The sequence below is a fragment of the Ralstonia sp. NFACC01 genome, assembly GCF_900115545.1.
GTDB lineage: Bacteria > Pseudomonadota > Gammaproteobacteria > Burkholderiales > Burkholderiaceae > Ralstonia > Ralstonia mojiangensis.
In genome coordinates this window covers 536,684-562,612 of sequence record NZ_FOWV01000003.1, presented here as the reverse complement: position 1 = coordinate 562,612, position 25,929 = coordinate 536,684, and the positions used below count along the sequence as shown (strand labels likewise).

Here is a 25,929-nt window from a genome sequence, read left to right as displayed (position 1 = left end):
CCGGTGCAAGCTGTACGTTAGTCATCACATCCGGGCCGTGCCATCGTTCAATTGGCGGAGATTGTGAACCGAGGGACCAACGATTGGTCTAGCTCCGCCACGATTCCAGTGCTGGTGCGGGCTCACCGGCGGTGCCGCTGTTCTGAGCCAACGACTGGGCGTAGCTCGCATACCACGCCAGAACGTCTGGATTGGCCATCGCATCAGGGTTGGCAACGCGCTCGGGCGGCGCGCCCAGCAGCAGCTTCTTCATCGGCACTTCCATTTTCTTGCCCGAGAGCGTGCGGGGCACGCCGGGCGCCTGTACGACCACGTTGGGCACATGCCGGGCCGATAGCCCTGCCTTGATGCGCGCGTTGATCGTGCTGCGCAGCGTGTCGTCGAGCGTCGCGCCTTCGCGCAGCACGACGAACAGCGGCATGAACGATTCCCGGCCGAGAAATTCCAGGTCGACGACAAGGCTGTCGAGCACTTCGGGCAGGTCTTCCACCACGCGGTACAGCTCGGCTGTGCCCATGCGGATGCCGTGGCGATTGATGGTGGCGTCGGACCGGCCGTAGATGATGGCGCCGCCGCGCGGGGTGATCTTGATCCAGTCGCCGTGGCGCCACTGGCCGGGGTACATATCGAAGTAGCTGTCGCGGTAGCGGCTGCCATCGGTGTCGCCCCAGAAGAAGAGCGGCATCGACGGGATGGGTGCCGTGCACACCAGTTCGCCCACCGCGTCGATCAGCGGTTGGCCAGCTTCGTCCAGAGCTTCCACACGCGAGCCGAGGTTGCGGCATTGCATCTCGCCCGCATAGACGGGCAGCGTGGCGACGCCTCCCACAAAGCATCCGGCGAAGTCGGTGCCCCCGGAAATCGGATTGAGCCAGACGTCGGCCTTCACGTGGTGGTAGATCCAGTCGTACGCCTCGGCAGAGAGCGGCGAACCGGTCGAGCCGACCGCACGCAGTTTCGACAGGTCGAAATTGCGACCGGGTTCGATGCCGGCCTTCAGGCAATTGGCGAAGAACGCCGCCCCGGCGCCAAAGAAGGTCACGCCTGCATCCTGCGCGAAACGCCACAGCGTATTGAGATCGGGCGTGCCGGGATTGCCGTCGTAGATGGCGAGCGTCACGCCGCCGAGCAGGCCGCTCGCCTGCGAATTCCACATGACCCAGCCGGTGCTGCTGTACCAGTGGTAGACGTCGTCGGGGCCGAGGTCGAGATGCAGCGCGCCCATCATCGTCTGCACGAGCAGCAAGCCGCCGTGGCCGTGCACGATCGGCTTGGGCATGCCGGTGGTGCCGGACGAATACAGAATCCACAGCGGGTGGTCTGCGGCGACCGGTGTGATGACGAGCGGCACGTCGCTGGCCGTCAAGTCGCGCCAGTCGTGGGCGTCCGGGAAGCGCGCGCGGTTGATATCGCCAAGCAACTGCGGCACGACGACGAGGTGTTCGACCGTCGGCAGCGCGGCGAGCATCTCTGCGACCACGTCGGTGCGGTCAAATGCGCGGCCGCCGTAGTGATAGCCGTCCACCGCGATCAGCACTTTGGGCTCGATCTGCCGGAAGCGGTCGGTCACGGCCACTTGCCCCATGTCGGGCGCGCAGACGGACCAGATCGCCCCGACGCTGGCCGTGGCGAGAAACGCCACAATCGCGTCCGGCGTATTCGACAGATACGCGGCCACGCGGTCGCCCGGCACCACGCCCATCTTGCGCAGCGCATCCGCCAGCGAGGCAACGCGTTGGCGCAGTGCGCGCCATGACAGGTCGGCCAGCGGTTTGGTCTCGCTGGCGTAGCGGATGGCGGTGCGGTCGGGGCTGCCGCCTTCCTCCACATGACGCATGACCTGATCGACGTAGTTCAGTTTGGCGCCTACCAGCCACTGCGCGCCCGGCATGGTGCGGTCGCCCAGCATCTGCGTGAACGGTGTCGAGGCGCGCAGGTCGAGGTAATCCCAGACCGACGTCCAAAACGCTTCAAGTTCAGTGGTAGACCATTCCCAGAGTTGCGCGTAGCCCTCGGGCGTGGTTGCCGAGAAGCGCAGCCCGCGTTCGCGCGCAAGCCAGTCGAGGTAATGCGTCAGGCGCGCGCGTGCGATGAAGTCCGCCGATGGCGTCCAGAGCAGGGCGCCTTCCTGGATGGTGCTCATGTGTCTCCTCCGCCGGTCAGGCAAGGGGGAAGGCCGCCCGCTCTATCGATGTGGCAGGTCGGCCAAGGGGGGATGGCGTTTCAGATGCCGCCCATGCACAGATACTTGAGTTCGAGATACTCGTCGATGCCGTAGACCGAACCTTCGCGGCCCAGGCCCGATTGCTTGATGCCGCCAAACGGCGCGACCTCGTTCGAGATCAGCCCCGTGTTGATGCCGACCATGCCGTATTCGAGCTGCTCGGCCACGCGCCAGATGCGGCCGATGTCGCGGCTGAAGAAGTACGACGCCAGGCCAAATTCGGTGTCGTTGGCCAGGCGCACGACTTCCGCTTCGTCCTGGAACTTGAAGATGGCGGAGACGGGGCCGAAGGTTTCTTCGCGCGCGATCAGCATGTCGGGCGTGGCGTCGGCCAGCACCGTGGGCTCGACAAAACGCTGCGAGCCGAAGCCCTGCATCAGCTTGCCGCCGGCGGTCAGGCGCGCGCCTTTCAGCGTCGCGTCGTCAATGTGGCGCTGCACTTTCTCCACGGCCTGATCGTCGATCAGCGGGCCTTGCACCACGCCCGACTCGAAGCCGTTGCCGACTTTGATGCCGCGCACCTTGGCCGAGAGCTTCTCGACAAACACGTCGTACACCGAGGCATGCACGTAGAAACGGTTCGTACACACGCACGTCTGGCCGGCATTGCGGTACTTCGACTGCACCGCGCCCTCAACGGCGGCATCGATATCGGCGTCGTCGAACACGATGAACGGCGCATGGCCGCCAAGTTCCAACGCTACCTTCTTCACCGTCGGCGAGCACTGCTGCATCAGGATGCGGCCCACCGGCGTCGAGCCCGTGAACGACAGATGCCGCACGATCGGCGATTCGCACAGGGCTTTACCGATGGCGATCGAGCGGTCCGCATCGCCCGTCACCACGTTGACCACGCCCTTGGGAATGCCCGCGCGGTGCGCCAGTTCGGCCATCGCCAGCGCAGACAGCGGCGTCTGTTCAGCCGGCTTGATGACGATGGTGCAACCTGCCGCCATGGCCGGCGCAACCTTGCGGGTGATCATCGCCAGCGGGAAGTTCCACGGCGTGATGGAGGCGCACACGCCCACCGGCTGCTTCAACACGACCATGCGCTTGTCGCGCCAGGTGCTGGCCATCACGTCGCCCGAGATGCGCTTGGCTTCTTCGGCAAACCACTCGATGAACGATGCGCCATAGACGATCTCGCCCTTGGCTTCGGCCAGCGGCTTGCCTTGCTCTGCCGTCATCAGTGCGGCGAGGTCGTCGGCGTTGGCAATCAGCAGGTCGAACCAGCGGCGCATCAGCGCTGCGCGCTCCTTCCCAGTCAGCTCGCGCCACGCAGGCCACGCCGCGTTGGCCGCGTCGATCGCGCGCAGCGTTTCTGCATGCCCGAGGTTGGCGACGTCGGTCAGGTGTGCGTTGGTGGCTGGGTCGTAGACAGGGAAGGTCGCGCCGTCTGCCGCGTCCACCCAGGCGCCGTCGACATAGGACTGCGTTTTGACGAGGGTGCGGTCTGTGATGCGCTCCAGCGCGTTGGCGGCGGTGCGTGATGAGTCGAGTGCTTCGGCCATGGCGTTTTCCATAAGGAAGGCGGGCCCAGTCGACAAAGAGGGCCCGCCTTTTAGATGCAGCAGTCGCTTAACTCGCTAAGAATAACCGAACGATCGTTCGCTCGCAGACTGAGCCGCCGGGCCTTGTGGTTATTGGAAGAGCGTGTCCCACATGGTGTCGACCTTGGCCTTGACGGCGGCATCCATGACGATGGGCTGGCCCCATTCGCGGGTGGTTTCGCCAGGCCATTTGTTGGTGGCATCGATGCCCATCTTGGAGCCCAGGCCTGACACCGGGGAGGCGAAATCGAGGTAGTCGATCGGCGTGTTCTCAACCATGACCGTGTCGCGCGCCGGATCCACGCGAGTGGTGATCGCCCAGATCACTTCCTTCCAGTCGCGCAGGTTCACGTCGTCGTCCACCACCACGATGAACTTCGTATACATGAACTGCCGCAGGAAGCTCCACACGCCAAACATTACGCGCTTGGCGTGGCCGGCATATTGCTTCTTCATGCTGACTAGAGCCATGCGGTAGCTGCAGCCCTCGGGCGGCAGATAGAAATCGGCAATCTCCGGAAACTGCTTCTGCAGCAGCGGCACGAACACTTCATTGAGCGCCACGCCGAGCACGGCCGGCTCATCGGGCGGCTTGCCTGTATACGTAGAGTGATAGATGGGGTCGCGGCGCATCGTGATGCGCTCGACCGTGAACACGGGGAACCAGTCCTGCTCGTTGTAATAGCCGGTGTGATCGCCGAAGGGGCCTTCGAGCGCGTGCTGGTAGCCGCTCGGGTGTGTTGGATCCGGCTGGATGTGGCCTTCCAGGATGATCTCCGCGCCGGCCGGCACTTGCAGTTGTGCCTGCGCCAGCGAAGGCGTCAGGCATGTCGCAAGCTCAGTCCGGCTGCCGCGCAGCAGCCCGGCAAACTGATACTCAGAGAGCGTATCCGGCACCGGCGTTACCGCGCCAAGAATGGTGGCCGGGTCGGCGCCCAGCGCGACCGCAATCGGAAACGGCTGACCCGGATTGGCGATGGCGTGCTCACGGAAATCCAGCGCGCCACCCCGGTGCGCCAGCCAACGCATGATGACCTGGTTGCGACTGATGACCTGCTGCCGGTAAATGCCAAGGTTTTGCCGCTTCTTGTGCGGCCCGCGCGTGATGACCAGCCCCCATGTGACGAGCGGCGCTGCATCGCCAGGCCAGCACATTTGTACGGGAATGCGCGAGAGGTCAACGTCATTCCCTTCCCATACGATCTCCTGGCACGCCGGCGACGACACCTTGCGCGGTGCCATATCCCACACGGCCTTGGCCATCGTCCACAGCTTGCCGGCTTCACGCAGGCCGCGCGGCGGTTCGGGCTCTTTCAACGCCGAGAGCAGGCGACCGACGTCCCGCAGTTCTTCGAGCGACTCCGCGCCCATGCCCAGCGCCACGCGACGCGTGGTGCCAAACAGGTTAGCCAGCACCGGCATGTCGTACTTCTGCGCGCCGTCCACCGGTTGCTCAAAGACGACCGCCGGGCCTTCGGCGCGCAGCAGGCGGTCACAGACTTCGGTCATTTCCAGGCGCGGCGACACCGGCTGGCGCACGCGGCGCAGTTCACCCGTGCGCTCGAGCTGGGCGAGAAAGTCACGTAAGTCTCTGTATTGCATGGAGATTTTGTAACCAAAGGTAAGGTGGATCGCCTATCACGTGGAGGGGCTGGCCCTCCGAACGGTCGTCCGGGAGACATTTTTTTGGTGTAGGCAGGGTGGCCGCGATTGTACGGCCAAAACCCCATGGCTCCCTGATGACAGAACGCATCGCAGGTCAGCTAGTCCCAACAATGCAGGTTAAATCATAACTTTTAGATATGAAAACTCACTTCTTTATGATTGACTTGGAATAACGCGCTTCCTACAATCCAATCCGATCTGGTAATTGTTGCAATGCAACATGTATTCGGCTAATGCCTTCGCCTAACTCTTCGACGTATGAGGGGCGACACCAGAGCACATCAGCATCGCTGCGGGACGTGACCTCCCCAAGGACACGCCCCGCATTTCTCTGGGCACTAGGGGAGTGCCCCCAACAGATGCCGGCTGACTGCAACAGCGCGGCATCCTTACTAAAAACCGTTGCGATTCGAAACGCACGGCGCCAGGCAAAAGAAAGGCGTCTACCGGATCTGCGCAGCGGACGGAGGTAAGTATGAACGGTTGGAAAACCCTTCATTCTTCCGGGATCGGATCGGCGCTGCAACGCCGGCTCGTAGCCCCGGTTGGCCGCCGCCTCGCGCGTGCAGGTCAAGTTGCGCTGCCTCGTAAGCTGCGCATGGAGTTGAACGCAGGGGGCGCTGCCGCGTCCCGCAATGAGTTGCATCCTGGCGTACTGCTGGTTTTCCGCAGCGGGCATGTCGTGCTCAACAGCATCGGCTTGCTGGCGGTGGCCGCCGCAGTTGCACTCTCGCTCAACAGCGAGTGGCGTGCCACGGTCGCTCAACGCGTGCTGCATTTCACGCCGGGTATCGACACCAGTGTCGCCTTGGCCAATCCGTCACCCGCGATTGCGGCGGGCGTCCAGCCGGTAGCTTTTGCGCCGACTGCGCCGTCTGCCGGTACGGGCGCCGCCCAGGCTGTGGCCCCGGCTACGGCCCAAGGCGGCACGGTCGCGGCTGCTGGTTGGGACACGCTATCCAAGGTGCCGTCTGTGGCCGAGTTGGCTGCGCAGATTCCGAACGCGCAAGTCGTCCGCGACGCGCGTGAGTCGGCAACCACCGGTACCCCGCGAGAGCAGGCTGCCGTGGCGGAATACATCGCCCGCAAATACCGCGTGGCGGCCACTGCCACTGGCCAGTTGGTGAAGGCGGCCTACCAGACCGGCAAGGAAGTCGGCCTGGATCCACTGCTCATCCTGGGCGTGATGGCGATCGAGTCCAGCTTTAACCCGTTCGCCGAAAGCGGTATGGGTGCGCAGGGCCTGATGCAGGTCATGACCAAGGTCCACCAGGACAAGTACGAGGTGATGGGCGGTGTTGGTGCCGCGCTCAACCCGTACGCCAACATCAAGGTCGGTGCGCTCGTGCTGAAGGATTGCATCGCGCGCGCAGGTTCGATCGAAGGTGGCCTGAAGCTGTATGTCGGTGCGGTCACGCAAGGTGACGGCGGCTACGGCGGCAAGGTGCTGCAAGAGCGTTCGCGACTCCGCATGGTGGCGACGGGACATCGTTCGCCCATGACGGCGGCGTCGGAGCGCGAACCGGTGAAGCCGGTCGCGACGGCAACGCCTGTGACGCAGGCCGATGCGAAGACGCAAGCCGCCAAGCCGGCCGACAAACAACCGGCTGCGGGTCAGCAGGAAGAGGCACGGCTGGACGACAAGTCCCAAGGCCAGGCCTGATCGACTTGCTTCGCTGCGCTATATAAGAAAGGCCGTCCTTAGGGACGGCCTTTCTTGTCTGGGCGAGGCGTAAGGGGGCTTTACGGGCCGAACAGCTTGCCCAACCTTGTGACCGCTTCTTCCAGATGCGCCATCGATGTGGCGTACGACAGTCGGATGTAGTGCTGCGCCGTGTGCGGACCAAAATCCAGGCCAGGCACGAGCACCACGCCGGCGTCATGCAGCATCGACTGGGTGAGGGCGTCGGCATTGGCGGCGTGCGGGTGGTTTACGCCACGGCAATCGGCGTAAACATAGAACGCCCCATCCGGCTTGACCGGTACCTTGAAGCCGAGCGACTCCAGCGCCGGCACGATGAAATCGCGGCGGCGACGGAATTCGGCCTTGCGCTGTTCGTAGATCGCCAGCGCTTCCGGCTCAAAGCACGCGAGCGCCGCGTACTGCGCCACCGCTGACGCGCAGATGAACAGATTCTGCGCGACTTTCTCGAACTCGGGCACCAGTTCGGCGGGGGCCACTAGCCAGCCGAGCCGCCAGCCGGTCATGTTGAAATACTTGGAAAAACTATTGATCGTGACGACATCATCGCCGAACGACAGTGCCGAGACCGGCGCCTGGTCGTACGACAGGCCTTGGTAGATCTCGTCAACGATCGAAAATCCGCCTCGCGCGCGTACCGTCTGCACGATGCGCTGCAGCTCATCCGGAAGGATCGACGTGCCCGTCGGGTTGGATGGGGAGGCCAGCAACACGCCCTGCGTGCGTTCCCCCCAGTGCGCTTCGACCTGGGCTGCCGTCAACTGGAAGCGTTCTTCCGGCCCCGACGGCACCAGCTTCGCCTCGCCATTGAAGGCAGCCACGAAGTGACGGTTGCACGGATAGCTCGGATCAGGCATCAGGACTTCGCCGCCAATCTCCACTAGCACCGCACACGCCAGCAGCAGCGCTGCCGACGCACCCGCCGTGACGATGATGCGCTCGGGCGCAATGTCGAGGCCGTAAGTGGTCTGGTAGTAGCGGGCGATGGCGTGGCGCAGTGGGCGGATACCCAAGGCGCCGGTGTACTGCGTGACGCCACGCCGCATGGCATCGGCGGCGGCCTGCACGACCGGTTCGGCGGCGGTGAAGTCGGGCTCGCCGATGCCCATGTGGATGATGCTGCGTCCCGCCAGTTCCAGCTCACGGGCCTGCTTGGCCAACTCCATCACGTGAAAGGCGCGGATATTGGCCAGCCGGGCGGCTGTCTGCAGGCGGTGGGCGTCCATCTTGAAACGAAGTGAAAAGGTAAAGCGAAGAGCAGACGCCGAATCACCGGCGGGCAGCGACCTCGACTGCGCGCACTTGCGCAGCCAGCTTGTCCAGCACGCCGTTGACGTACTTGTAGCCTTCCACGCCGCCGAAGGTCTTGGTCAGTTCAACCGCCTCGTTGATCACGACCTTGTACGGGATGTCCACGCAGTGCACCAGCTCGTACGCGCCGACCAGCAGGGCGGCACGTTCGACCGGTGACAGTTCGGCAACCGGGCGATCCAGGTACGGCGTGAACGCCTCGGTCAGCGTGGATTCTTCGCGGATGGCGCCGTGCAGCAGCGCGTCGAAGTGCGCGCGGTCGGCCTTGTTGAAGCCTTGCGCGTCCTGCAGATGCGCTTCGACCACGCCCGGGTCGTTGCGATTGAGCAGCCATTGATACAGACCTTGCAGCGCCAGTTCGCGCGCACGGCGGCGCGCACTCTTAGCGGGCGCCTTGGTCTTGGCTTGGGAATTGTCTTGCGTCATGGGAAAAGCCTTTGCGCGAGGAAGCGCTTATTCATTCTCGCCGTCGTCGTCCTGGCCGTGATCCTGCAGACCGTCGAGGTCGTTGGTCAGGTTGGCCATTTCGACGGCGGTGCGGGCGCAGTCGCGACCCTTTTCGCGGGTGCGGGCGTGGGCCTGTGCGTCGGTGTCGGTGGTCAGGATGCCGTTGGCGATGGCGATGTTGAAGTCCAGGCCCACGCGCGTGATGCCGGCGCCCGATTCATTGGACACCAACTCGAAGTGGTACGTCTCACCGCGGATGACTGCGCCCAGCGCGATCAGCGCGTCGAACTGGCCCGATTCGGCCATCTTCTGCAGGGCCAGCGGGACTTCCAGCGCGCCCGGCACGGTCACCAGCAGCACGTCTTCGCCGGCCACGCCGAGTTGTTCGAGTTCAGCGACGCAGGCTTCGCGCAGCGCTTCGCACACGGGCTCGTTGAAACGCGCCTGGACGATGCCGATGCGCAGGCCTTCGCCGTTGAGATTGGTCGGGTAGAAGCCGTGGTCCATGGTGTATTCCGGTTGGGTGCCGGTGAGGCAACGTCAAAAAAGAAAGCTGGGGCGGCAGCCTAGGCTGCCGGCGGAAAAAATCAATGTGTGGCAGCGGACGATGCGGAAGTGACGTCCGGCGCATCCGCCATCGATTGGTACGCCGTGACCTCCAGATCGTAGCCGACCATGCTGGGCAGCTTGAGCGGCGAGGCCAGCACACGCATCTTGCCGACGCCCACCTCCTTCAGGATCTGCGCGCCGATACCGTAGATGCGCGGATCGGGTTTGGTGCGCGGACGCTCATGCGGCGCGTCCAGCGCGGAGAACTGGGTGAAGAGCCGGTCAGCCGAATCGCCACAATTGAGCAGCACGACCACGCCGGTCGGGGCGGCTTGGACGGCGCGCAGGGCGGCGGGCACGCTCCACGAGTGTGTCGTGCGCTGGCACTCGAGCAGGTCGAGCACCGAGAGGGGCTCATGCACGCGCACCAGCGTCTCGGTGTCCGGCGTGGGCGTGCCCTTGACCAGCGCCAGATGGGCGCGGCCGGCTGCCCGATCGCGGAAGGCGACGGCGTGGAATGTGCCGAACTGCGTCTCCATCGTGCGCTCGCCGACGCGCTCGACGATGCTCTCGGTGCGGCTTCGGTATTGGATCATGTCGGCAATCGTGCCGATCTTCAAACCATGTTTCTTGGCGAACTCCACCAGGTCTGGCAAGCGCGCCATGGTGCCGTCGTCCTTCAGGATTTCGCAGATCACGGCGGCGGGGGTCAAGCCAGCCATCGCGGTCAGGTCGCAACCGGCTTCGGTGTGGCCGGCGCGCATCAGCACGCCGCCCTTTTGAGCCCGCAGCGGGAAGATGTGCCCCGGATTCACCAAGTCAGACGGTTTGGCGTTCTTGGCGGCGGCTACCTGAATGGTGCGTGCGCGGTCGGCCGCGGAAATACCGGTGGTTACGCCTTCGGCCGCTTCGATCGACACGGTGAAATTGGTGCCGAACTGCGTACCGTTGCGGCTGGCCATCATTGGGAGGTCGAGCTGATCGCAATGCTCTTCGGTGAGCGTCAGGCACACCAGGCCGCGCGCGTGCGTGACCATGAAGTTGATGGCTTCCGGCGTGACGAAATCACTCGCCAGGATCAGGTCGCCTTCGTTCTCACGGTCTTCCTCGTCGACCAGGATGACCATCCGGCCGGCGCGGATTTCGGCAATGATTTCTTCGACTGTGGCGATCGACATGGCGTAGCAGGGGTGCGCGCCGCCGGCCAACTCCCGTAAATCCGTAATTTCGGGGGCCGTGCGACTGCGTAAATGGGAAGCCCGCTATTGTACGCCAAGGCGGCCCCAAGCCAGTGGGGCCAGCGGTTCAAACGGCTGCCAGAGGTTGGGTGCCCACGGGCAGGCCGCCGATGGCGGCGTGGGTCAGCATGCGTTCCACGTACCGGGCGATCAGGTCGATCTCCAGGTTGACTTGACTGCCGGCCTTTAAGTGCTTGAGCGTGGTGACCGCCACGGTGTGCGGGATCAAATTGATCGAGAACTCGCAGCCGTCGGCGTCGTCCCGGACGGTATTGACCGTGAGCGACACGCCGTTGACCACCACGGAGCCCTTGTAGGCGAGATATTTGCCCAGCTCCGCCGGCGCCCGCACACGCAGTTCGTGTGATTCGTTGACCGGCGCGAAATGCGTGACCGTGCCCAGACCGTCCACGTGGCCGGATACGAGGTGCCCGCCGATGTGATCGGCCAGGCGCAGGGCCTTCTCCAGATTCACCTCACCCGGGCGTTCCAGTCCGACCGTTTTGGACAGCGATTCGCGCGACACATCCACGTCGAAGCGGTTCTCGGTTTTGGCGACGACCGTCATGCACGCACCCTGGATAGCGATCGAATCGCCCAACGCCACGTCCGCGAGCGGCAGGCCGCCCGAGTCGATGGACAGGCGCACGCCTGCATCGGCGTTGTCGCCAAGCGGCGAGACGGTTTCAATGCGGCCAACTGCGGCGACGATTCCGGTGAACATAAGCAATCAATCCGTGGGGTTGCGGCGCGCGAGGATGCGGAGGTCGCCCCCGATGCGCGAGATGTCGTGAAAGAAGAATTCGGCCGCGCCTTCCAGCGTCTGCAGCGGCCCCATATTGAACATGCCCTGGCCCGCGCCGAGCACCTTGGGCGCCAGATAGACGAGGATCTCGTCCACCAGCCCTTCGCGTAGCAGCGAGCCGTTGAGCTTGAAGCCGGCCTCGACGTGCAGCTCGTTGATTTCGCGGCGGCCCAGCTCGCGCAGGACCGCGGCCAGGTCGACCTTTCCAGCGGCGTTGGGCAGGAGGATGACCTCCGCGCCGCGCTCGCTCAACGCACGCATGCGGCCGGCTTCGGGCTGGGCGGCAAAAATCAGCGTCGGCTCGTGGTGGCCATCTGCGGTGAGGATGTGCGCGTCGAGCGGCACGTCCAGCGCCGAGTCGATCAGCACACGCCGCGGCTGGCGCGGGGTATTGACGGCGCGCACGGTCAGTCGCGGATTGTCTTCGCGGACCGTGCCAATGCCGGTGAGGATGGCGCAGGCGCGTGCGCGCCAGCGGTGGCCGTCGTTGCGTGCTTCGGTTTCGGTAATCCACTGGCTGATGCCGTTGTCCAGCGCGGTGCGGCCGTCCAGCGATGCACCGACCTTCACGCGCACCCACGGCGTGCCGCGCGTCATGCGCGAAACGAAACCGATGTTCAGCTCGCGCGCCTCGCGTTCCAGAAGACCGCAACGCACGTCGACGCCGGCGTCTCGCAGCTTCTGCAAGCCACGACCGGAAACCGCGGGGTTCGGGTCTTCCATGGCCGCGACTACGCGCGCAATACCGGCTTCGACCAGTCGGTCTGCACAGGGTGGGGTGCGGCCAAAGTGGCTGCAAGGCTCCAACGTCACATAGGCGGTGGCGCCACGCACGTCCTGGCCGCGCGACTGTGCATCCTTGATGGCCTGGATTTCAGCGTGGTCTTGGCCGGCGGGTTGCGTATGACCTTCGCCGATGACGGTGTCGTCACGCACGATCACGCATCCGACGCGCGGGTTGGGCGTCGTGGTGAACAAGCCCTTCTCGGCCAGCGCCAGGGCGCGCTGCATCATGGCGTGGTCGAAGTCGGAGAACATGGGTGTAATGCGGCCTGGTTACGGATCAGTATTGGAAGCTCGGCAACTGTTGCGGTCCGTATCTGGGTCACAGATTCGGGGGCGGCCAACTGTGTTGATCCGTACTAGACGCGTATGGCGTCCGCTAGAGATCGTCACTGTGTTGCCGGTGACTTCGGTCATCCGTGAGTATCCCACAGCCTCGTAGGAAAGCGTGCCGCGAGGCACGCTGAGCCGGACCGCAGGCACCGTAGGCAATGGCACGGACACCATGATTTCTCTCTCCGACGCGGTAGCTGCGCCGGGCGTACTTGTCGTTCCCAATACTGTCAGTTCCCACCCGCTAGCCCAGCCTGTTGAGGCGTTTCGAGGGGCGATTTCTGTCTGAAGATGTCGATGCTGAGCCGTGCGCTGAGCGAGCGATATCGTACTGGCCAAGCGTTCGGCGAGAAGCGTCACGGTCTCGCGCTGCCAGCGGTCGATGGTCGATGGCACTGCCATCACGGCCAGTAAAGTGAGGATGGCAAGCACGATCACCAATTCCAAGAGGGTCACGCCTGCTTTCCGGGTGGCTAGCATTGGTAGTGTTATGGCCAACATGCCGCGTCGCGCGGTTCGCGTTCGCCGGTGCTTCGTAGAACGAGCCTGCCGCAGGAGGCATCTGCTCTATCCGGAACGGCGACCACTTCAATACATTGAGTCTTCGGCCGCTCTATACCCGCGCTGGAGCACGCCTGGGGGCGGATGGAGTAACCGCCCGCATGCGGGACCGGGCCGTGAAATGGTGACTCCCCATCGTACGTACCTGTGCGCGCACGCCGGAGTTCCAGTTGCGATAGGGCACCGATTAAGGCGCCGCCCGCGCTGACGCGATGTGCACGCTGCCAATACGCAGACCAGCTTGATGTCGCGAAAAAAGCTAGCAACCCCACGACGACAAGCACTGTCATCAACTCGACCAAGGTGAATGCACGCGTGGGACGCATCAGCGTGCCCCGGCTTCGGTCACTTCGCGCCAGCTGAGTCGGCCGAGTTGGCGCGTGTATGTGCGCGATTCCAGTTGCTGGACACGTTCGCCATCCAGTTGCCACAGGACGGTGTGTGTCGCCTGCGTGGCGCCACCGCGAGGCGTCTCGGCGGGCGGAGCGCTATGTACGGTAATGAGCGGTGCGCCGAGGACAACCCGGCCTGTTCGCCCATCTTTGCTCACGGGGAGGCCGGTTTTCGCGTCCAACAGATAGGTACGTTCCCGGTCGGTAGCGTCGCGTGTGGTGAGCAGCAAACTGTTCAGACCGGCTGCGGTCAGGTCGTCTGGCCTTTGGCCAGTGGGCAGATCGATGCGCCAGCCTGCGACGCTGTTACTTCCCGGCTTGATGACCACGCCATCTAATACTTCGCTGGTACTCAAGCCTTCGAAGCTGTCGCGCGATAGATTGCGTCGAGACATGTTTGTATCTGCGACGCCATACAGCGTGGCATGCCCGTCGGTACCGACCGCGGTGAAAACAAGCAGTGGACCGCCAGCGGTGGACGCCAGGAGGATCGGACTCAGAATGCGCTGGATGGAGCCGCCGCGTGAGGTGGCCTTGAAGAATGGCGTGCGGCGCTCGGTATCGTTGAATCCCAGCGCGTGCGACCAAGGCGGCGCGCCCGTCAGGTCGAAGCGCCAGAGTTGGCCATGCGTGTCCGCGACGTAAGCGAAGGTGGCTGTTCCGTGCGGCCCGAGTGCCACCGCAGGGGCTCCAAGGCCCCCCCGACTGGCAACTGGAGGCACTTGGATCGACAGAGCTGTGCCGGGTTGGTCCAGCGCTAGGAGCAACAGGCGGCTTTCCGCATGCTCGCTGCCTTCGCCATTACCGCTGATGGCAAACCAGCGGCGTTGTCCGTCGCCGCCGTTGTTAACGGGGACGATAGGGATGGGGCCTGCCATGTGGCCGACACTGGGATCGTTGCTCGCGTCATAGGCCAGCATGGGTGGCGGCGTGGACGAGGTCGGATCGGTGACGTCTACCAAAAACATGCCCGACCCCATTTCACCATTTGGGCAAGCGAGTAGTGACCGCCATTGCTTTCCGACTAGCGCATCGGCTGCGAAGGGTCGGCTGCAGATTGGCGCCGGTACCGGTTGCCCGAGAGAGATATTGCGCACAGCCGTGGGCAGGGCGGCGTCGGGGATGACGGCGAAGCGCTCTATACCGCTTAGCGCATCGAAGCCATGCAACATGCCGTCGTTCGCGCCGATGTAGACCATCCATGGGCGGCGCGCGTGCTGCTGGCGAAATGGTTCGTGACTTGCATCGAGAGCGAAGCCCGGCGGGCCGAGCAATTGCACGCGTGCGCCCCGCATTGCGCCTAGCACGGATTTGCGGGGCCGCAGCGTGGGATCGTCGTGCTCCTGCTGCCGTACGCCACGCAGATAATCGACGCGTCGGGTACCAAGCTCGTCGCTTGTGGCAATTTCGGTCTGCTGGTCAGGCGATAGGGTTGCCCAACGCAGCCGGACTGGCGTGCGAACGCCGGATTGACTGCGATGAAACGTCCACAGCTGTCTCGCATCTGGTGAGACATCATGGAGCTGGCGGCTCGCCTCCCAAAGATCCGGCGGTGCCGGGGCATCGAGCGTGCCGAGTGTGGGCAGAAACTGCATCCCACGGAGTTTGCCGCTCCAAGGGTCAGCGCCGGGCGCGACGACAATGTGAGTCGGCAGCTGACCGGCGGGATTGCTGCCCGTGGCGGCAAGCGTTGAACTGACCTGCGCTATGACGATCCCTACACAGATTTGACATGCTTTCATGGCTCGTTTGCCCGTGGGCGAAAAACGGTTTGCAGCAGCACATTGATCTGCGGGTTGATGCCAAAGCCTGCGGCTGTAATCCTAAATAGCGAAGGCGGGCGCCCCGCGCCGGCTTGTAGCCACTGGCCCGGCAATGCGTCAGGAATCGGCTCGATGACATAGCGAGCCGGCGTTGCGCTGAGTCCGTCACGCTGCGCAGCGGTTGTGAGCGTCACACTGCGCGAACCGCTCTGGACCAGATTGGCGAGCTTCGACGCCGATTGCCCCTGCAGTGGCCAGCACAGGCCGGCTTCGGTGCCTTGCCCACAGATGCCGGGAACAAAGCCAGCCAAAGTCACGGGATCAAGTGCCGCAATGCGCGCCGCATCCATTGTGACGGGGCAGTTTCTGCGGATTGGTGTACCGGTCGCCACTGCAAGTTCGCATTCGGCCGCGCCAAATGCAGTCTCGGCCGCGTGCAAAGCGATCGCATAGTCTGCAGACATACCGGTACGGCGGAGGTTGTCTTGCACGAGTTGCAAGGCCGTAACCGTCAGCAAGCTGATGATGATCAGCATGCCTGTCACTGCGATGATCGAGAAGCCGCGCACGCTTGTTTGTTGGATCAGCATGCGTCGACCTCGCAGCGGAGTGGGTTGCGTACGGCGAACGTGGCGGTGAAGAGGGCGCGGTTACGGCGCGGATCTTCAGGCTGGAAGGACAGGTCTTCTGGGCTTGCGCCTAGTACGGACTCAAATGCGGGGAATAGGGCGATATTGTCTGGTGTTGACGGTCTGAGCGAATACCAGTCGCCGCGTACCACGATGGCAACATGGACTTGCTCTACGCGGTACCAATCTGTGGCCGCCATGGTCCGCGCGGATACGGTTTCGGCTTGCGATGTGGGTGCAAGCGTGTACAGCAGTTGTAGCGTCTCGACTCCACGTACGACTTCGCTCGCGTTCACCGCAACAAGGGCATCGCCACTGTTGCGTGACAAGGATCGGCACATGAGTCGCGGAGCCTGCTCGGCGTCAGTGCTGACGGAGATGAACAGCAACATGCTTCCCAAGCGCGGATCGGCTTCCGTTCCACCACGCTCTCGTACGCCGTAGTTGTCGCAGTCCAGCGTGGCGCCGTCAGATTCGTCGGGGGTTGGTGACAGGTGGTTGCGGCCCGAGAAGCGGACGAGCAATGCGTCACTGTGTTGTACTCCGTGCGGACCGCATTCCAGTTCGACAGTTTTCTTTGGCTGGCCGCAGTCGTCCGCTCCGACAAGTGACAATGGCGATGTTGCCTCCGCCCAGCGACGGACGGCGGAAGCGGTGGGCGTGTCAGTAATCCACCCCGCTTGGCGTACCGCCTTGCCAATCAACTCCAATGCACGCATTCCGCGATCCTCAATGAGGGCTTCGTCGGCCAACCGCTGGTAATGTGCCCGGGCGATCAGCATTAATTGCAATGCGATTGCCAACACCATCAAGGCGATGACCATGCCGACCAACAGTTCGACCAGCGACGCGCCTCGCGTATGCCGTGGGAGCGGGCGCGGCATCTCAGCGGGTTTCCATCTGGTTGGTTTGAGCGCGGGCCTCAGCTGCTAACGCGCGGGCGGCTTGGCTGGAGGCCTCTAGATAATCGAGCGCGCGGAACATGGCTGCAGCGGCCAGGGAGAGGACGGCCAAGGCCACAAGGGCCTCGAGCAGGATGACGCCGTGTTGGTGGGTAACGTGCGGGCGGACAGGCATGATCGGCTGGTACTGGTCAGCCGTTCAAGTTAGTGCGAAGTGGGCCGTATAACTGTCATATCTCGTCAATACCCTCTCGAGAATTGAGCGTCCGGGATTCCGTGATGTGGCGGATCGTTGGTTTTTCGCCAACATGCGCCTTCCCAATCTTGCGGTTGAAGGAGGGGGTTGTTGACACTTTTTGACTAATTCCCCACTATTCCGGGGTTGCATCTGCCTAGGCGTTTTTGGCCAGCAGATGGCGCGTTCACGGGGGTCGGACGCGAGCCAGCGTAGAAGAACTCAAATCAGTTTCGAATCGGCAGCGCGCGAAATCGATTGCGTCGTGACTGCCGCATAAAACAATAGTCGGGGGTTCGAGTCATGCTTAACGGGATTTCGCCCATTGGGCGATGCGGGTTTCTAGTCAGCCGTTTCCTAGACTGATATGGCGGCAGCGGTCCGCAATCACCTTACCGCGCATCAATTTCAATCGTCACGCAACCGTTGGTCTCAATGCCGACGGACGCGGCGTGGCGAAGTCGTTGGCGTTCGCGCTGACAACGTGTCGTGTCACAGCCAAATTGATACAGATATGTCGTACCCGAATGGGGAAAGCGGCGTGCGGGGGCGCGCCGGTTGCATTCGTTCGAACCGCATCCGAGGCATCTCGCTGGTTGAACTGATGGTGACGCTGGCGATCGTAGCGGTTCTTGCGGTAATCGCGACACCATCGTATGTCGGGCTGACACAGCGGACGCGGTTGCAGGCCGAAGCCAATTCTCTGGTGAATGATCTGCAATTCGCCCGCAGCGAGGCGATCAAGCGTGGACAGCCGGTGAGCCTTTGTCCGTCATCCAACGGCACCGCATGCAACACGACCAATACGAGTAATTGGGAAGTCGGCTGGATCGTCTTCAATGATGTCAACGGCTCAGGTACGACGGATTCCACCAACGATGTACCGCTGCGTGTGCGTGCCGCTCTTCCGAGCGGCGATACGTTTAGGCCGAGTCCGGCGGCTTCAGCGGTGACATATAACCGCGATGGCTTCGCGACCAATTTGGCCAATGGCACTGTCACGATGACGTTGCATACCGCGGCGCCTGTGAATGACAGTGCGACCCGTTGCGTGGCGATCAACATTGTCGGTCGGCAAGTCGTACAGACGAAGGGGTCCGGCTCATGCAACTGAGTATGAAGCGCCGTGAAGCCGCCGGTTTTTCGTTGATTGAGGCGCTTATCACGATGGTGGTGGTCGGCGTAGGCCTGTTGGGTTTGGCGAAAATTCAGGCGGCGGCAGTGGGCAATACGCAGATCTCGCGCGTACGTTCGCTCGTGGCGCTGCAGACCGAAAGCCTGGCAGCGGCAATGCACGGAAATAGCGCTTTCTGGGCTGCAGGAGGTACCGCCCCGGCGACGTTTAGTGTGACGGGCACGACTATCACAGACAGTTCGAATGTGTTGAACCAGACACTGACCGCGGGCGCTTGCCTTTCGGGGAAGTCCTGCACCCCGGCTCAATTGGCTGCTTACGATGTCCAGCAATGGGCCAGCACGATGAACGCGAACTTCCCAGGCTATTCGGCCACGGTCAACTGCACGACGGCAACAGGTGTGCCAGTGAGCTGCAATATCACGGTGAGCTGGAATGAAAAGTACGTCGCGGTCAACAGCACAACGGCAGCGTCTGGGGTGGTCACGGCGTCCACCCAGAGCTTTACGGTCTACGTCCAGCCATGAGCGCCAATTCGATGACTCACCGGATGCGACCGGCTCGCAACCAGGGCGGTACAAGCCTAGTCGAGATATTGATCGCCATGGTCATCGCGCTGTTCATCATGACTGGCGTGGTGGTTGTATTCGTGAACATGCAGAAGAGCTTCACGAGCCAGGATCAGCTTGCGCAGTTGCAAGACAATGAGCGACTGGCGCTGACCATCTTTACCAATGTTGTACAGCAGGCGGGGTATTTCCCCAACCCGACAGTCAACACGGCCCTATCGGCATTCCCGGCGAATGGCTCGCTGGCCGCCGGCCAGGTGATTTCAGGTACGTCGGGTGCCACTGCAGGTACCGATACGGTAACAACGCAGTTTGCGACTGCCAGCGGCGACGGCACCATGAACTGCTTGGGCCAGACCAACACGAGCGGCGCTCAGCAGGTCTACATCAACACGTTGTCCGTCAATGCCAACAACGAACTGCAATGCGCGATGACGCTTGTGTCCAGCGGTGTAACGACCACGGTACCGCTGGTGAGTGGGGTCACCGGACTGAGCGTACTGTATGGCACCGATACCAACACCAACGGCTATGACGATTCTTATCTGACTGCCGCACAGGTGGCGGCGTCCGGCTATTGGTCGCAAGTCCATACCGTTCAGGTCAAGCTCACTTTTTCGACACAGTTTGGTAACCAAGTTGGGCAGGCGCAGAGCACAACGTGGGTGCAGAACATCAGCCTGAAGAATCAGTCATGAGCACCACCATGCGTTTTCCCAAGCTGCCAAATCGCGCCGACCGCGGGTACACCCTCGTTGTTGGACTGCTGCTGTTGGTGGTTCTCACGCTGTTTGCTATTGGCATGTTTCGTAGCTTTGGCTTGCAAGAGAAGATTGCGGCCAATACGCGCGATAAGCAGCGTGCCCTTGAGGCAGCACAGAGCGCCCTTCAGTACGGCGAATGGTGGCTGGGGCAGGGCAACGGCTCGAGTGGCATCGCGTGCTCGGGTGTAAACAACGGCAACACGCTTGCGAATATGCGGGTGTGCAACACCGCTCTGGCGTCTCCTTCCACTTTGCCGTGGGGCGTTGGTTCAACCTATCTGCCGCCTTCCATGACGGCGAATGGCGGGGGAGGCATGGCCGGTGCGAGCTCTCCGGCGGGGGATATCAACTACGCAGGTGTCCCAGGCTTGTACATCAACTACATCGGTATGAGCCCGAACGGGCTCGCACAGCTTTACCAAGTCACCGCCTATGGCTTTGGCGGTGATGCGACGACAGCAGCAGTGGTGCAGAGCACCTATCGCATCAGTTCTGGCGCCAAAGATCTGGGACAACAGTGATGAAAACAATTCAACGGGTGGGTTTGCTGGCAACCGCTGCGCTGCTGCCGGGGGTTGCCAGGGCGCAGTTGGTGATCAGCGACACGTTGACGGGCGCCTCGTCTTCGTATAATTGGAAGGCCCTTAATGGTGCCTGCCTGACTGCGGGCAATGGCAGCGGCACAATTCCGGCGTGTTCGGGTCTCAGCTATTACAGTGGTACGACCCTGGTGGGCGGTGTCACTGGTACGCTCCCGGATGCAGTAGGTTCGGGCGCTCTACGTTTGACCAACGGTGATACGACTGCCAACGGTAGCAACGGTAACAACCAGACGGGTGCCGTGGTCTCTAACTTCACCTTCCCGACCAATCAAGGTCTTCAGGTGACGTTCACTACGGTGACCTACGGCGGTAACGCTTACAACAATGCCGCAGGCCAAGCGTCTGGGGCGGACGGTATCAGCTTTTTTCTCGCCGACGGCTCAAAACCGGCGACAGTCGGTGCGCTGGGGGGGAGTCTCGGTTACAGCTGTTCCAACGGCAACCCCACGTACGACGGTGTACAGGGTGGTTATATCGGCCTGGGGATCGACGAGTTTGGCAACTTTTCGAACGCCGGGGACAACACGAACTCTGGTGTCGGCGCGATCCCCAATCGCATCAGCTTGCGAGGCGCGGGCAATACCAACTGGGCGAACCTGTCGGCGACTTACCCCAAGTACTATCCTTCCGGCCTAAATGCGACGTCGCAGATGAGCGCCGTGCAAAAAACCTGTGCTGCAGGCAATCTCTATAACTTTAGTGGCACGACGCAGACAGACTCGACCGGCGCCAGCATCAAAAATGGCGCTAAAACCAACGACAAGCTGACCTACAACTACAACTACATTTCGGGCGATACGCTTGGCAGCAACGTGACCCTGTACAGCCAGGAGGCTGCTGGGAAAAACTCGGCCGGCGGAAGCAAGGCGGTGCGCGGGAACGCGACGCCCATCACCTACGCGCTGAGCATCACGCAAGACGGTCTGCTGAGCCTCTCATATAGCGTGAATGGCGGCACGGCCCAGCCTGTGATCACAAACCAGAGCATTACCGCGTCGAATGGGCCGTTGCCTGCGTCATTCCGCTTCGGCTTCTCAGCCGGTACGGGCGGGGGCAGCAACGTGCACGAAATTACTTGTTTCAAGGCTGCGCCAGTCGGGCAGGCGAACAGTTCGGCGGGTACCAACGTGCAGCAATCGGCTCGCGTGGAGGCTGGGACGCAGGTGTATCTGGCCTACTACCATCCGACGAACTGGTGGGGGGAGCTGACCGCGCAGAACCTAGTGATGGACCCGACCACGGGCATTGTCTCCATCGCGACCAATGCCAACTGGAATGCCAGTTGCACCCTGACCGGCGGGGCATGCCCGGCTATCAGCTCTACGTCGACTGTGACGGCGCAGGCCCCGTCAGCGCGGAACATTTTGACGTGGAATGGCACCAGCGGCATTCCGTTCCAATGGTCAAACCTTACGTCTGCGCAAAAGTCTGCGTTAGACAGCGCCTCAGCCAGTGGTGCAAGCAGCCCTCGCCAGGCTTATTTGCGCGGTGATCGCACCAATGAAGTCGCCAATGGTGGGTCATTCCGCTCCCGTACTGGCGTGATGGGCGACATTATGAATTCCAGCCCGACCTGGGTCGGTGCGCCATCGGCACCGTATACCGGGCCTTGGGTGGATTCTCTTTACTCGTCGGCAACACCGTCCGAACCTGCCGGTAGCTATGCCGTCTTCAAGACCAATAATGCTCAGCGTGCCAATGTTGTGTACGTGGGCGCCAATGACGGCATGCTGCATGGTTTCCGTGCTGGGGGCTACGATGCCAACGGCAAGTTCACCACGGCGACGACACCGAACGACGGGAAGGAAGTTCTTGCCTACATGCCGGCGGCGGCCCTGAACACCATCTACAACACCAACGGCAAACTGGATTTCAGCTCCCCGTCGTATGCCCACAATCTGTATGTGGATGCGACTCCCGGTACAGGCGAGCTTTACTACAACAATGCCTGGCATACGTGGCTGGTCGGTGGGCTGGGTGGTGGTGGCAATGCCGCCGGGGCGATTGCGGACAACACGAGCGTAGGCACGGGCGCTCTTTATGCCCTTGATATCACTAATCCCGCGAACTTTAGTGAGAGCAACGCCAGCTCGCTGGTTATCGGCGAATGGTCGTCCGCCAACCTCAAGTGCACCAACGTCGCCGGTTGTGCCAGCTATCTTGGTAACACCTACGGGACCCCAGTGATCCGGCGTCTCCACAATGGCAATTGGGCGGTGCTGTTCGGAAATGGTTTGAATAGCTCGAGCGGTGGCGCAGGTCTGTACATCATGCTGGTGGCAAGCGATGGAACCACATCCTTCTACTACCTCGACACTGGCTACGGTCCGAGCAAGGACCCCCTGAAAGCGAACAACAAGAACGGCATCGCCTATGTAACGCCAGCGGATCTTGATGGCGACCACATTACCGACTACGTGTACGCAGGCGATGCGTTCGGCAACGTCTGGCGTTTCGATCTGACGTCGCAAAATCCTGCATCGTGGAGCGTTTCCAGCGCGCCGCTGTTCTCAACGCCGGCCGGTCAACCGATTACCAGCAAGGTGGCGGTCGCCGCCATCCCGGGTAGCGGCACGGGCGCGCCGCGTGTGCTCGTCAGCTTCGGCACGGGTCAGGCTTTCCCCGTAACGCAGACCAGCGCTGCCGCCTATTCCAGCAACACTGCGCAGTCTCTGTATGGTGTCTGGGACTGGAACATGAACGCTTGGAACGCGATCGCACCGGCGGCTGAGGTTTATGCAACTCTGACGGGCCCGCAGACAGTGACTGCGTCGACTCTGCAGACGCAGAGCATTACGAACACCTCGGTCAGCTCGGGCACGACGCCGTCGTACCGGACTGTGAGCAACAACAAGGTGTGCTGGGTGGGTTCGACAACGTGTGGCACCAGCAGTACTGCCAATACCCAGTTCGGCTGGAAGCTCGCGTTGCCAAGCACCACCACGGGCTCTGGTTCGAGCGCGGTCACCAACTATGAGCAGGTGGTTTATAACCCAACGCTGGCCTATGGCATGTTCATCGTCAACACTACGGTGCCAGGAACCCAACAGGTTTTGTCCTGTACCTCGACGCCTGCGTCTGGCTACACCATGGCGATCTCTGTCGCATCGGGTGGGGCGGGCACTGCCTCGTTCTTCGGTGACAACAACAATAACTTCCCGACTCTCAACGGCGGCATTGTCAGCGGTATCGGTTTGAGTGGTACCGGCACACCGTCTATCGTGACCGCCAACAAGCTGCCGTATCTGGTGCAGCAAACTGTGAGCGGAACAGGTACTGTGAACCAGATCAACCCGAGCGCAGCTGGTGTCGGCTCGCGCATGACTTGGACCAAGCTACGCTAATGATGAGCCGAAATGCAACGTCTGCCCTGTCGCGTAGCGAAGGCGGTTTCTCACTGATGGAATTGATGATCACGGTAGCGATCATCGCCATCCTGGCCCGTATTGCCTATCCGTCGTACCAGCAATACATCCTCAAATCGCACCGGGCAGACGCGAAGACCGCACTGCTGGATTTGGCAGTGCGTCAGGAGCGGTTTTTTACGCTGCAGAATAACTACGCTGCGTCACCCGCTTCACTCGGCTATGCGGCGGCGAGTTTTCCGTTCGCCATTCAGTCTGGCACGCAGTCGTACTATCAGCTCAATGTTGCGGTAACGGGCACGGCCGGCGCGAGTGGTGCTGCAGCGCCCGGCTATTCCGCTTCCGCTGTTCCGGTCAGTCCGCAGACGGCCGATGCGTGTGGGACATACACCATCAACCAACTCGGCGTGCAAGGCAACGCCAACATGGCTGCGGGTACCACGTCAGCACAGTGTTGGTAACAGAAAACAAGAAAGGGCCCATCTGGGCCCTTTTCTATTTCCGCACATTCGTCGCCGCAACCTCATCCAACACGTCCCGAAACTCTGCCAGATCCTCAAAACTCCGATACACCGACGCAAACCGGATGTACCCGATCTTGTCCAGCCGCTTGAGTTCGCGCATCACGAGCTCGCCCACGCGGTCACTGCCGATTTCCTTCTCGCCGTGGCTGAGGAGTTTTTCTTCGATGCGGGCGATGGCCTCGTCGATGGCCTCGGCGGATACGGGGCGCTTGCGCAGCGCCAGCCGCATGGAATCCTTGACCTTGTTGCGGTCATAGTCGACGCGGCTGCCGTTCTTTTTGACGACGGCCGGAAAGAACAGCTCGATACGTTCGTAGGTCGTGAAGCGGCGGTCGCAGGATTCGCAACGACGGCGGCGGCGCACGGTGTCGCCTTCTTCCGACATGCGGGTATCAATCACCTGGGTGGCCGCGTGGCCGCAAAAGGGGCATTTCATGCCGGTGGTCTCCTCGGCAACCTCAAAGAACGCACTGCGCTAAAAGAACAACGCCGCGATGGCCTGGGCAGGCGCATCGCGGCAGGGTACTACGTGGCCGGAAGATCCGGCCATCGGCGGATGCCTTAGGCGTAGACCGGGAACTGCTTGGTCAGCTCGGCCACCTTGGCGCGCACGGCGGCGATGTTCGCTTCGTCGTGCGGATTGTCCAGCACATCGGCGATCAGGTGGGCGACCTTCACGGCCTCCGCTTCCTTAAAGCCACGCGTGGTCATGGCCGGCGAACCCAGGCGCACGCCCGACGTCACGAACGGCTTTTCCGGGTCATTCGGAATCGCGTTCTTATTGACGGTGATGTGTGCGTCACCCAGCACCTTCTCAGCTTCCTTACCGGTGATTTTCTTGGCGCGCAGATCGACCAGCATCACGTGGCTTTCGGTGCGGCCCGACACGATACGCAGGCCACGGGCCATCAGCGTTTCGGCCATGGCGGCAGCGTTTTTCACGACCTGTTGCTGATAAGCCTTGAACTCCGGCGACAGGGCTTCCTTGAACGCCACTGCCTTGCCGGCGATCACGTGCATCAGCGGGCCGCCCTGGATACCCGGGAAGATCGCCGAGTTGATGGCCTTTTCGTGTTCAGCCTTCATCAGGATCACGCCGCCGCGCGGGCCGCGCAGGCTCTTGTGCGTGGTCGTCGTGACAAAGTCTGCGTGCGGCACCGGGTTCGGGTACACACCAGCGGCGATCAGGCCGGCGTAGTGCGCCATGTCCACCATGAAGTACGCGCCGATCGACTTGGCGATCTTGCCGATGCGCTCGAAATCGATGCGCAGCGCAAATGCCGATGCGCCCGCGATGATCAGCTTCGGCTTCTTCTCTTGCGCCAGGGCTTCGAGCGCGTCGTAATCGATGTCTTCCTGCGCGTTCAGGCCGTAGCTCACAACGTTGAACCACTTGCCGCTCATGTTGAGCGCCATGCCGTGCGTCAGGTGGCCGCCTTCGGCCAGGCTCATGCCCATGATCGTGTCGCCCGGCTTGAGCACGGCGAAGAACACGCCCTGGTTGGCCTGCGAGCCCGAGTTCGGCTGCACGTTGGCGGCTTCCGCGCCAAAGAGCTGCTTCACGCGGTCGATGGCGAGCTGTTCCACCACGTCCACATATTCGCAACCGCCGTAGTAACGCTTGCCGGGATAGCCCTCGGCGTACTTGTTGGTCAGTTGCGAGCCCTGCGCGGCCATCACGGCCGGGGAGGTGTAGTTCTCGGAGGCAATTAGCTCGATGTGGTCTTCCTGACGCTGATTTTCCTTCTGGATGGCGGCAAAGATTTCGGGATCGATCTGGTCGATCGTATAGCGGCTGCGTTCGAACATGGCGAGTGTCTGGTCTGAAACGAAACGGAAATGGCGGAGATCGGGCGAGGCGTGGGGAAACATGCGCGCGGC

General features: G+C 62.3%; 24 protein-coding genes. 7 read left to right on the top strand and 17 right to left on the bottom strand.

The features are described from left to right. Positions 1-88: 88 nt before the first annotated feature. The 3 genes from BM136_RS10620 to ubiD all read right to left on the bottom strand — a co-directional run bounded on the left by BM136_RS10620 (position 89) and on the right by ubiD (position 5,376). A complete protein-coding gene (locus BM136_RS10620; RefSeq protein ID WP_092971787.1) occupies positions 89-2,143 on the bottom strand; it encodes an acetoacetate--CoA ligase in 2,055 nt (684 codons plus the stop codon). An 80-nt stretch (positions 2,144-2,223) separates the two neighbouring features. Continuing rightward, a complete protein-coding gene (locus BM136_RS10615) occupies positions 2,224-3,735 on the bottom strand; it encodes an NAD-dependent succinate-semialdehyde dehydrogenase (RefSeq protein ID WP_092971786.1) in 1,512 nt (503 codons plus the stop codon). A 129-nt stretch (positions 3,736-3,864) separates the two neighbouring features. Next, positions 3,865-5,376 carry a 4-hydroxy-3-polyprenylbenzoate decarboxylase gene (gene ubiD / locus BM136_RS10610; RefSeq protein WP_092971785.1) on the bottom strand — a complete coding sequence of 504 codons (1,512 nt, stop codon included), beginning with the start codon at positions 5,374-5,376 and terminating at the stop codon, positions 3,865-3,867. A 538-nt stretch (positions 5,377-5,914) separates the two neighbouring features. Between ubiD and BM136_RS10605 the strand changes: the two genes are divergently transcribed. Then, positions 5,915-7,102 carry a lytic transglycosylase domain-containing protein gene (locus BM136_RS10605; protein WP_092971784.1) on the top strand — a complete coding sequence of 396 codons (1,188 nt, stop codon included), beginning with the start codon at positions 5,915-5,917 and terminating at the stop codon, positions 7,100-7,102. Between the two features lie 80 nt (positions 7,103-7,182). On the opposite strand, the gene BM136_RS10600 is transcribed toward BM136_RS10605, so the two are convergent. The 12 genes from BM136_RS10600 to BM136_RS10545 form a co-directional block, all read right to left on the bottom strand. Then, on the bottom strand, positions 7,183-8,367 hold the full coding sequence (locus BM136_RS10600; protein WP_092971783.1) for a pyridoxal phosphate-dependent aminotransferase: 1,185 nt from the start codon (positions 8,365-8,367) through the stop codon (positions 7,183-7,185). Between the two features lie 43 nt (positions 8,368-8,410). Further along, positions 8,411-8,878 (bottom strand): transcription antitermination factor NusB, encoded by a 468-nt coding sequence (nusB, locus tag BM136_RS10595; protein WP_092971782.1) that lies wholly within the window; start codon positions 8,876-8,878, stop codon positions 8,411-8,413. A 27-nt stretch (positions 8,879-8,905) separates the two neighbouring features. Then, positions 8,906-9,406, bottom strand: coding sequence for a 6,7-dimethyl-8-ribityllumazine synthase (gene ribH / locus BM136_RS10590; RefSeq protein ID WP_004629552.1), 501 nt, complete (start codon positions 9,404-9,406; stop codon positions 8,906-8,908). Between the two features lie 80 nt (positions 9,407-9,486). Next, the gene (gene ribBA / locus BM136_RS10585; protein WP_045204605.1) at positions 9,487-10,626 is read right to left on the bottom strand and encodes a bifunctional 3,4-dihydroxy-2-butanone-4-phosphate synthase/GTP cyclohydrolase II; all 1,140 of its coding nucleotides are present in this window, start codon (positions 10,624-10,626) and stop codon (positions 9,487-9,489) included. A 127-nt stretch (positions 10,627-10,753) separates the two neighbouring features. Then, positions 10,754-11,410, bottom strand: a complete 657-nt coding sequence (locus tag BM136_RS10580) for a riboflavin synthase (protein ID WP_092971781.1) — start codon at positions 11,408-11,410, stop codon at positions 10,754-10,756. 6 nt (positions 11,411-11,416) lie between these two features. After that, positions 11,417-12,529 carry a bifunctional diaminohydroxyphosphoribosylaminopyrimidine deaminase/5-amino-6-(5-phosphoribosylamino)uracil reductase RibD gene (gene ribD / locus BM136_RS10575; protein ID WP_092971780.1) on the bottom strand — a complete coding sequence of 371 codons (1,113 nt, stop codon included), beginning with the start codon at positions 12,527-12,529 and terminating at the stop codon, positions 11,417-11,419. 18 nt (positions 12,530-12,547) lie between these two features. Next, complete coding sequence (locus tag BM136_RS10570; RefSeq protein ID WP_302848164.1) at positions 12,548-13,087, bottom strand: GspH/FimT family pseudopilin; 540 nt, start codon at positions 13,085-13,087, stop codon at positions 12,548-12,550. 8 nt (positions 13,088-13,095) lie between these two features. Next, positions 13,096-13,494 (bottom strand): type IV pilin protein, encoded by a 399-nt coding sequence (locus BM136_RS25750; protein ID WP_092971779.1) that lies wholly within the window; start codon positions 13,492-13,494, stop codon positions 13,096-13,098. Then, positions 13,494-15,302 (bottom strand): pilus assembly protein, encoded by a 1,809-nt coding sequence (locus tag BM136_RS10560; protein ID WP_254775651.1) that lies wholly within the window; start codon positions 15,300-15,302, stop codon positions 13,494-13,496. The genes BM136_RS25750 and BM136_RS10560 overlap by 1 nt, the downstream gene beginning before the upstream one ends. Beyond that, positions 15,299-15,859 carry a pilus assembly PilX family protein gene (locus tag BM136_RS10555; RefSeq protein WP_254775650.1) on the bottom strand — a complete coding sequence of 187 codons (561 nt, stop codon included), beginning with the start codon at positions 15,857-15,859 and terminating at the stop codon, positions 15,299-15,301. The genes BM136_RS10560 and BM136_RS10555 overlap by 4 nt, the downstream gene beginning before the upstream one ends. A 47-nt stretch (positions 15,860-15,906) precedes the next feature. After that, complete coding sequence (locus BM136_RS10550; protein ID WP_092971776.1) at positions 15,907-16,836, bottom strand: PilW family protein; 930 nt, start codon at positions 16,834-16,836, stop codon at positions 15,907-15,909. A 1-nt stretch (position 16,837) separates the two neighbouring features. Then, entirely contained in the window at positions 16,838-17,029 is a 192-nt protein-coding gene (locus BM136_RS10545; protein ID WP_092971775.1) for a prepilin-type N-terminal cleavage/methylation domain-containing protein, read from the bottom strand. A gap of 574 nt (positions 17,030-17,603) precedes the next feature. On the opposite strand from BM136_RS10545, the gene BM136_RS10540 reads away from it, so the two are divergent. The 6 genes from BM136_RS10540 to BM136_RS10515 are packed head-to-tail and all read left to right on the top strand — an operon-like array spanning position 17,604 to position 23,985. Further along, positions 17,604-18,203, top strand: a complete 600-nt coding sequence (locus BM136_RS10540; RefSeq protein WP_254775649.1) for a GspH/FimT family pseudopilin — start codon at positions 17,604-17,606, stop codon at positions 18,201-18,203. Further along, positions 18,194-18,751, top strand: a complete 558-nt coding sequence (pilV, locus tag BM136_RS10535) for a type IV pilus modification protein PilV (RefSeq protein WP_092971773.1) — start codon at positions 18,194-18,196, stop codon at positions 18,749-18,751. Before BM136_RS10540 ends, pilV begins: the two co-directional genes overlap by 10 nt. Beyond that, the gene (locus tag BM136_RS10530) at positions 18,748-19,491 is read left to right on the top strand and encodes a PilW family protein (protein WP_092971772.1); all 744 of its coding nucleotides are present in this window, start codon (positions 18,748-18,750) and stop codon (positions 19,489-19,491) included. The genes pilV and BM136_RS10530 overlap by 4 nt, the downstream gene beginning before the upstream one ends. After that, a complete protein-coding gene (locus tag BM136_RS10525; protein ID WP_092971771.1) occupies positions 19,488-20,078 on the top strand; it encodes a pilus assembly PilX family protein in 591 nt (196 codons plus the stop codon). Before BM136_RS10530 ends, BM136_RS10525 begins: the two co-directional genes overlap by 4 nt. Beyond that, positions 20,078-23,503 carry a pilus assembly protein gene (locus BM136_RS10520; RefSeq protein ID WP_092971770.1) on the top strand — a complete coding sequence of 1,142 codons (3,426 nt, stop codon included), beginning with the start codon at positions 20,078-20,080 and terminating at the stop codon, positions 23,501-23,503. Before BM136_RS10525 ends, BM136_RS10520 begins: the two co-directional genes overlap by 1 nt. Before the next feature lie 2 nt (positions 23,504-23,505). Next, positions 23,506-23,985 carry a type IV pilin protein gene (locus BM136_RS10515; protein ID WP_092971893.1) on the top strand — a complete coding sequence of 160 codons (480 nt, stop codon included), beginning with the start codon at positions 23,506-23,508 and terminating at the stop codon, positions 23,983-23,985. A gap of 34 nt (positions 23,986-24,019) precedes the next feature. Here the strand turns inward: BM136_RS10515 and nrdR are convergent, their stop codons facing one another. Both nrdR and glyA read right to left on the bottom strand, forming a co-directional pair. Further along, positions 24,020-24,484 carry a transcriptional regulator NrdR gene (gene nrdR, locus BM136_RS10510; RefSeq protein ID WP_004629525.1) on the bottom strand — a complete coding sequence of 155 codons (465 nt, stop codon included), beginning with the start codon at positions 24,482-24,484 and terminating at the stop codon, positions 24,020-24,022. A gap of 125 nt (positions 24,485-24,609) precedes the next feature. Next, a complete protein-coding gene (gene glyA, locus BM136_RS10505) occupies positions 24,610-25,857 on the bottom strand; it encodes a serine hydroxymethyltransferase (RefSeq protein WP_027677962.1) in 1,248 nt (415 codons plus the stop codon). Positions 25,858-25,929 lie beyond the last annotated feature (72 nt).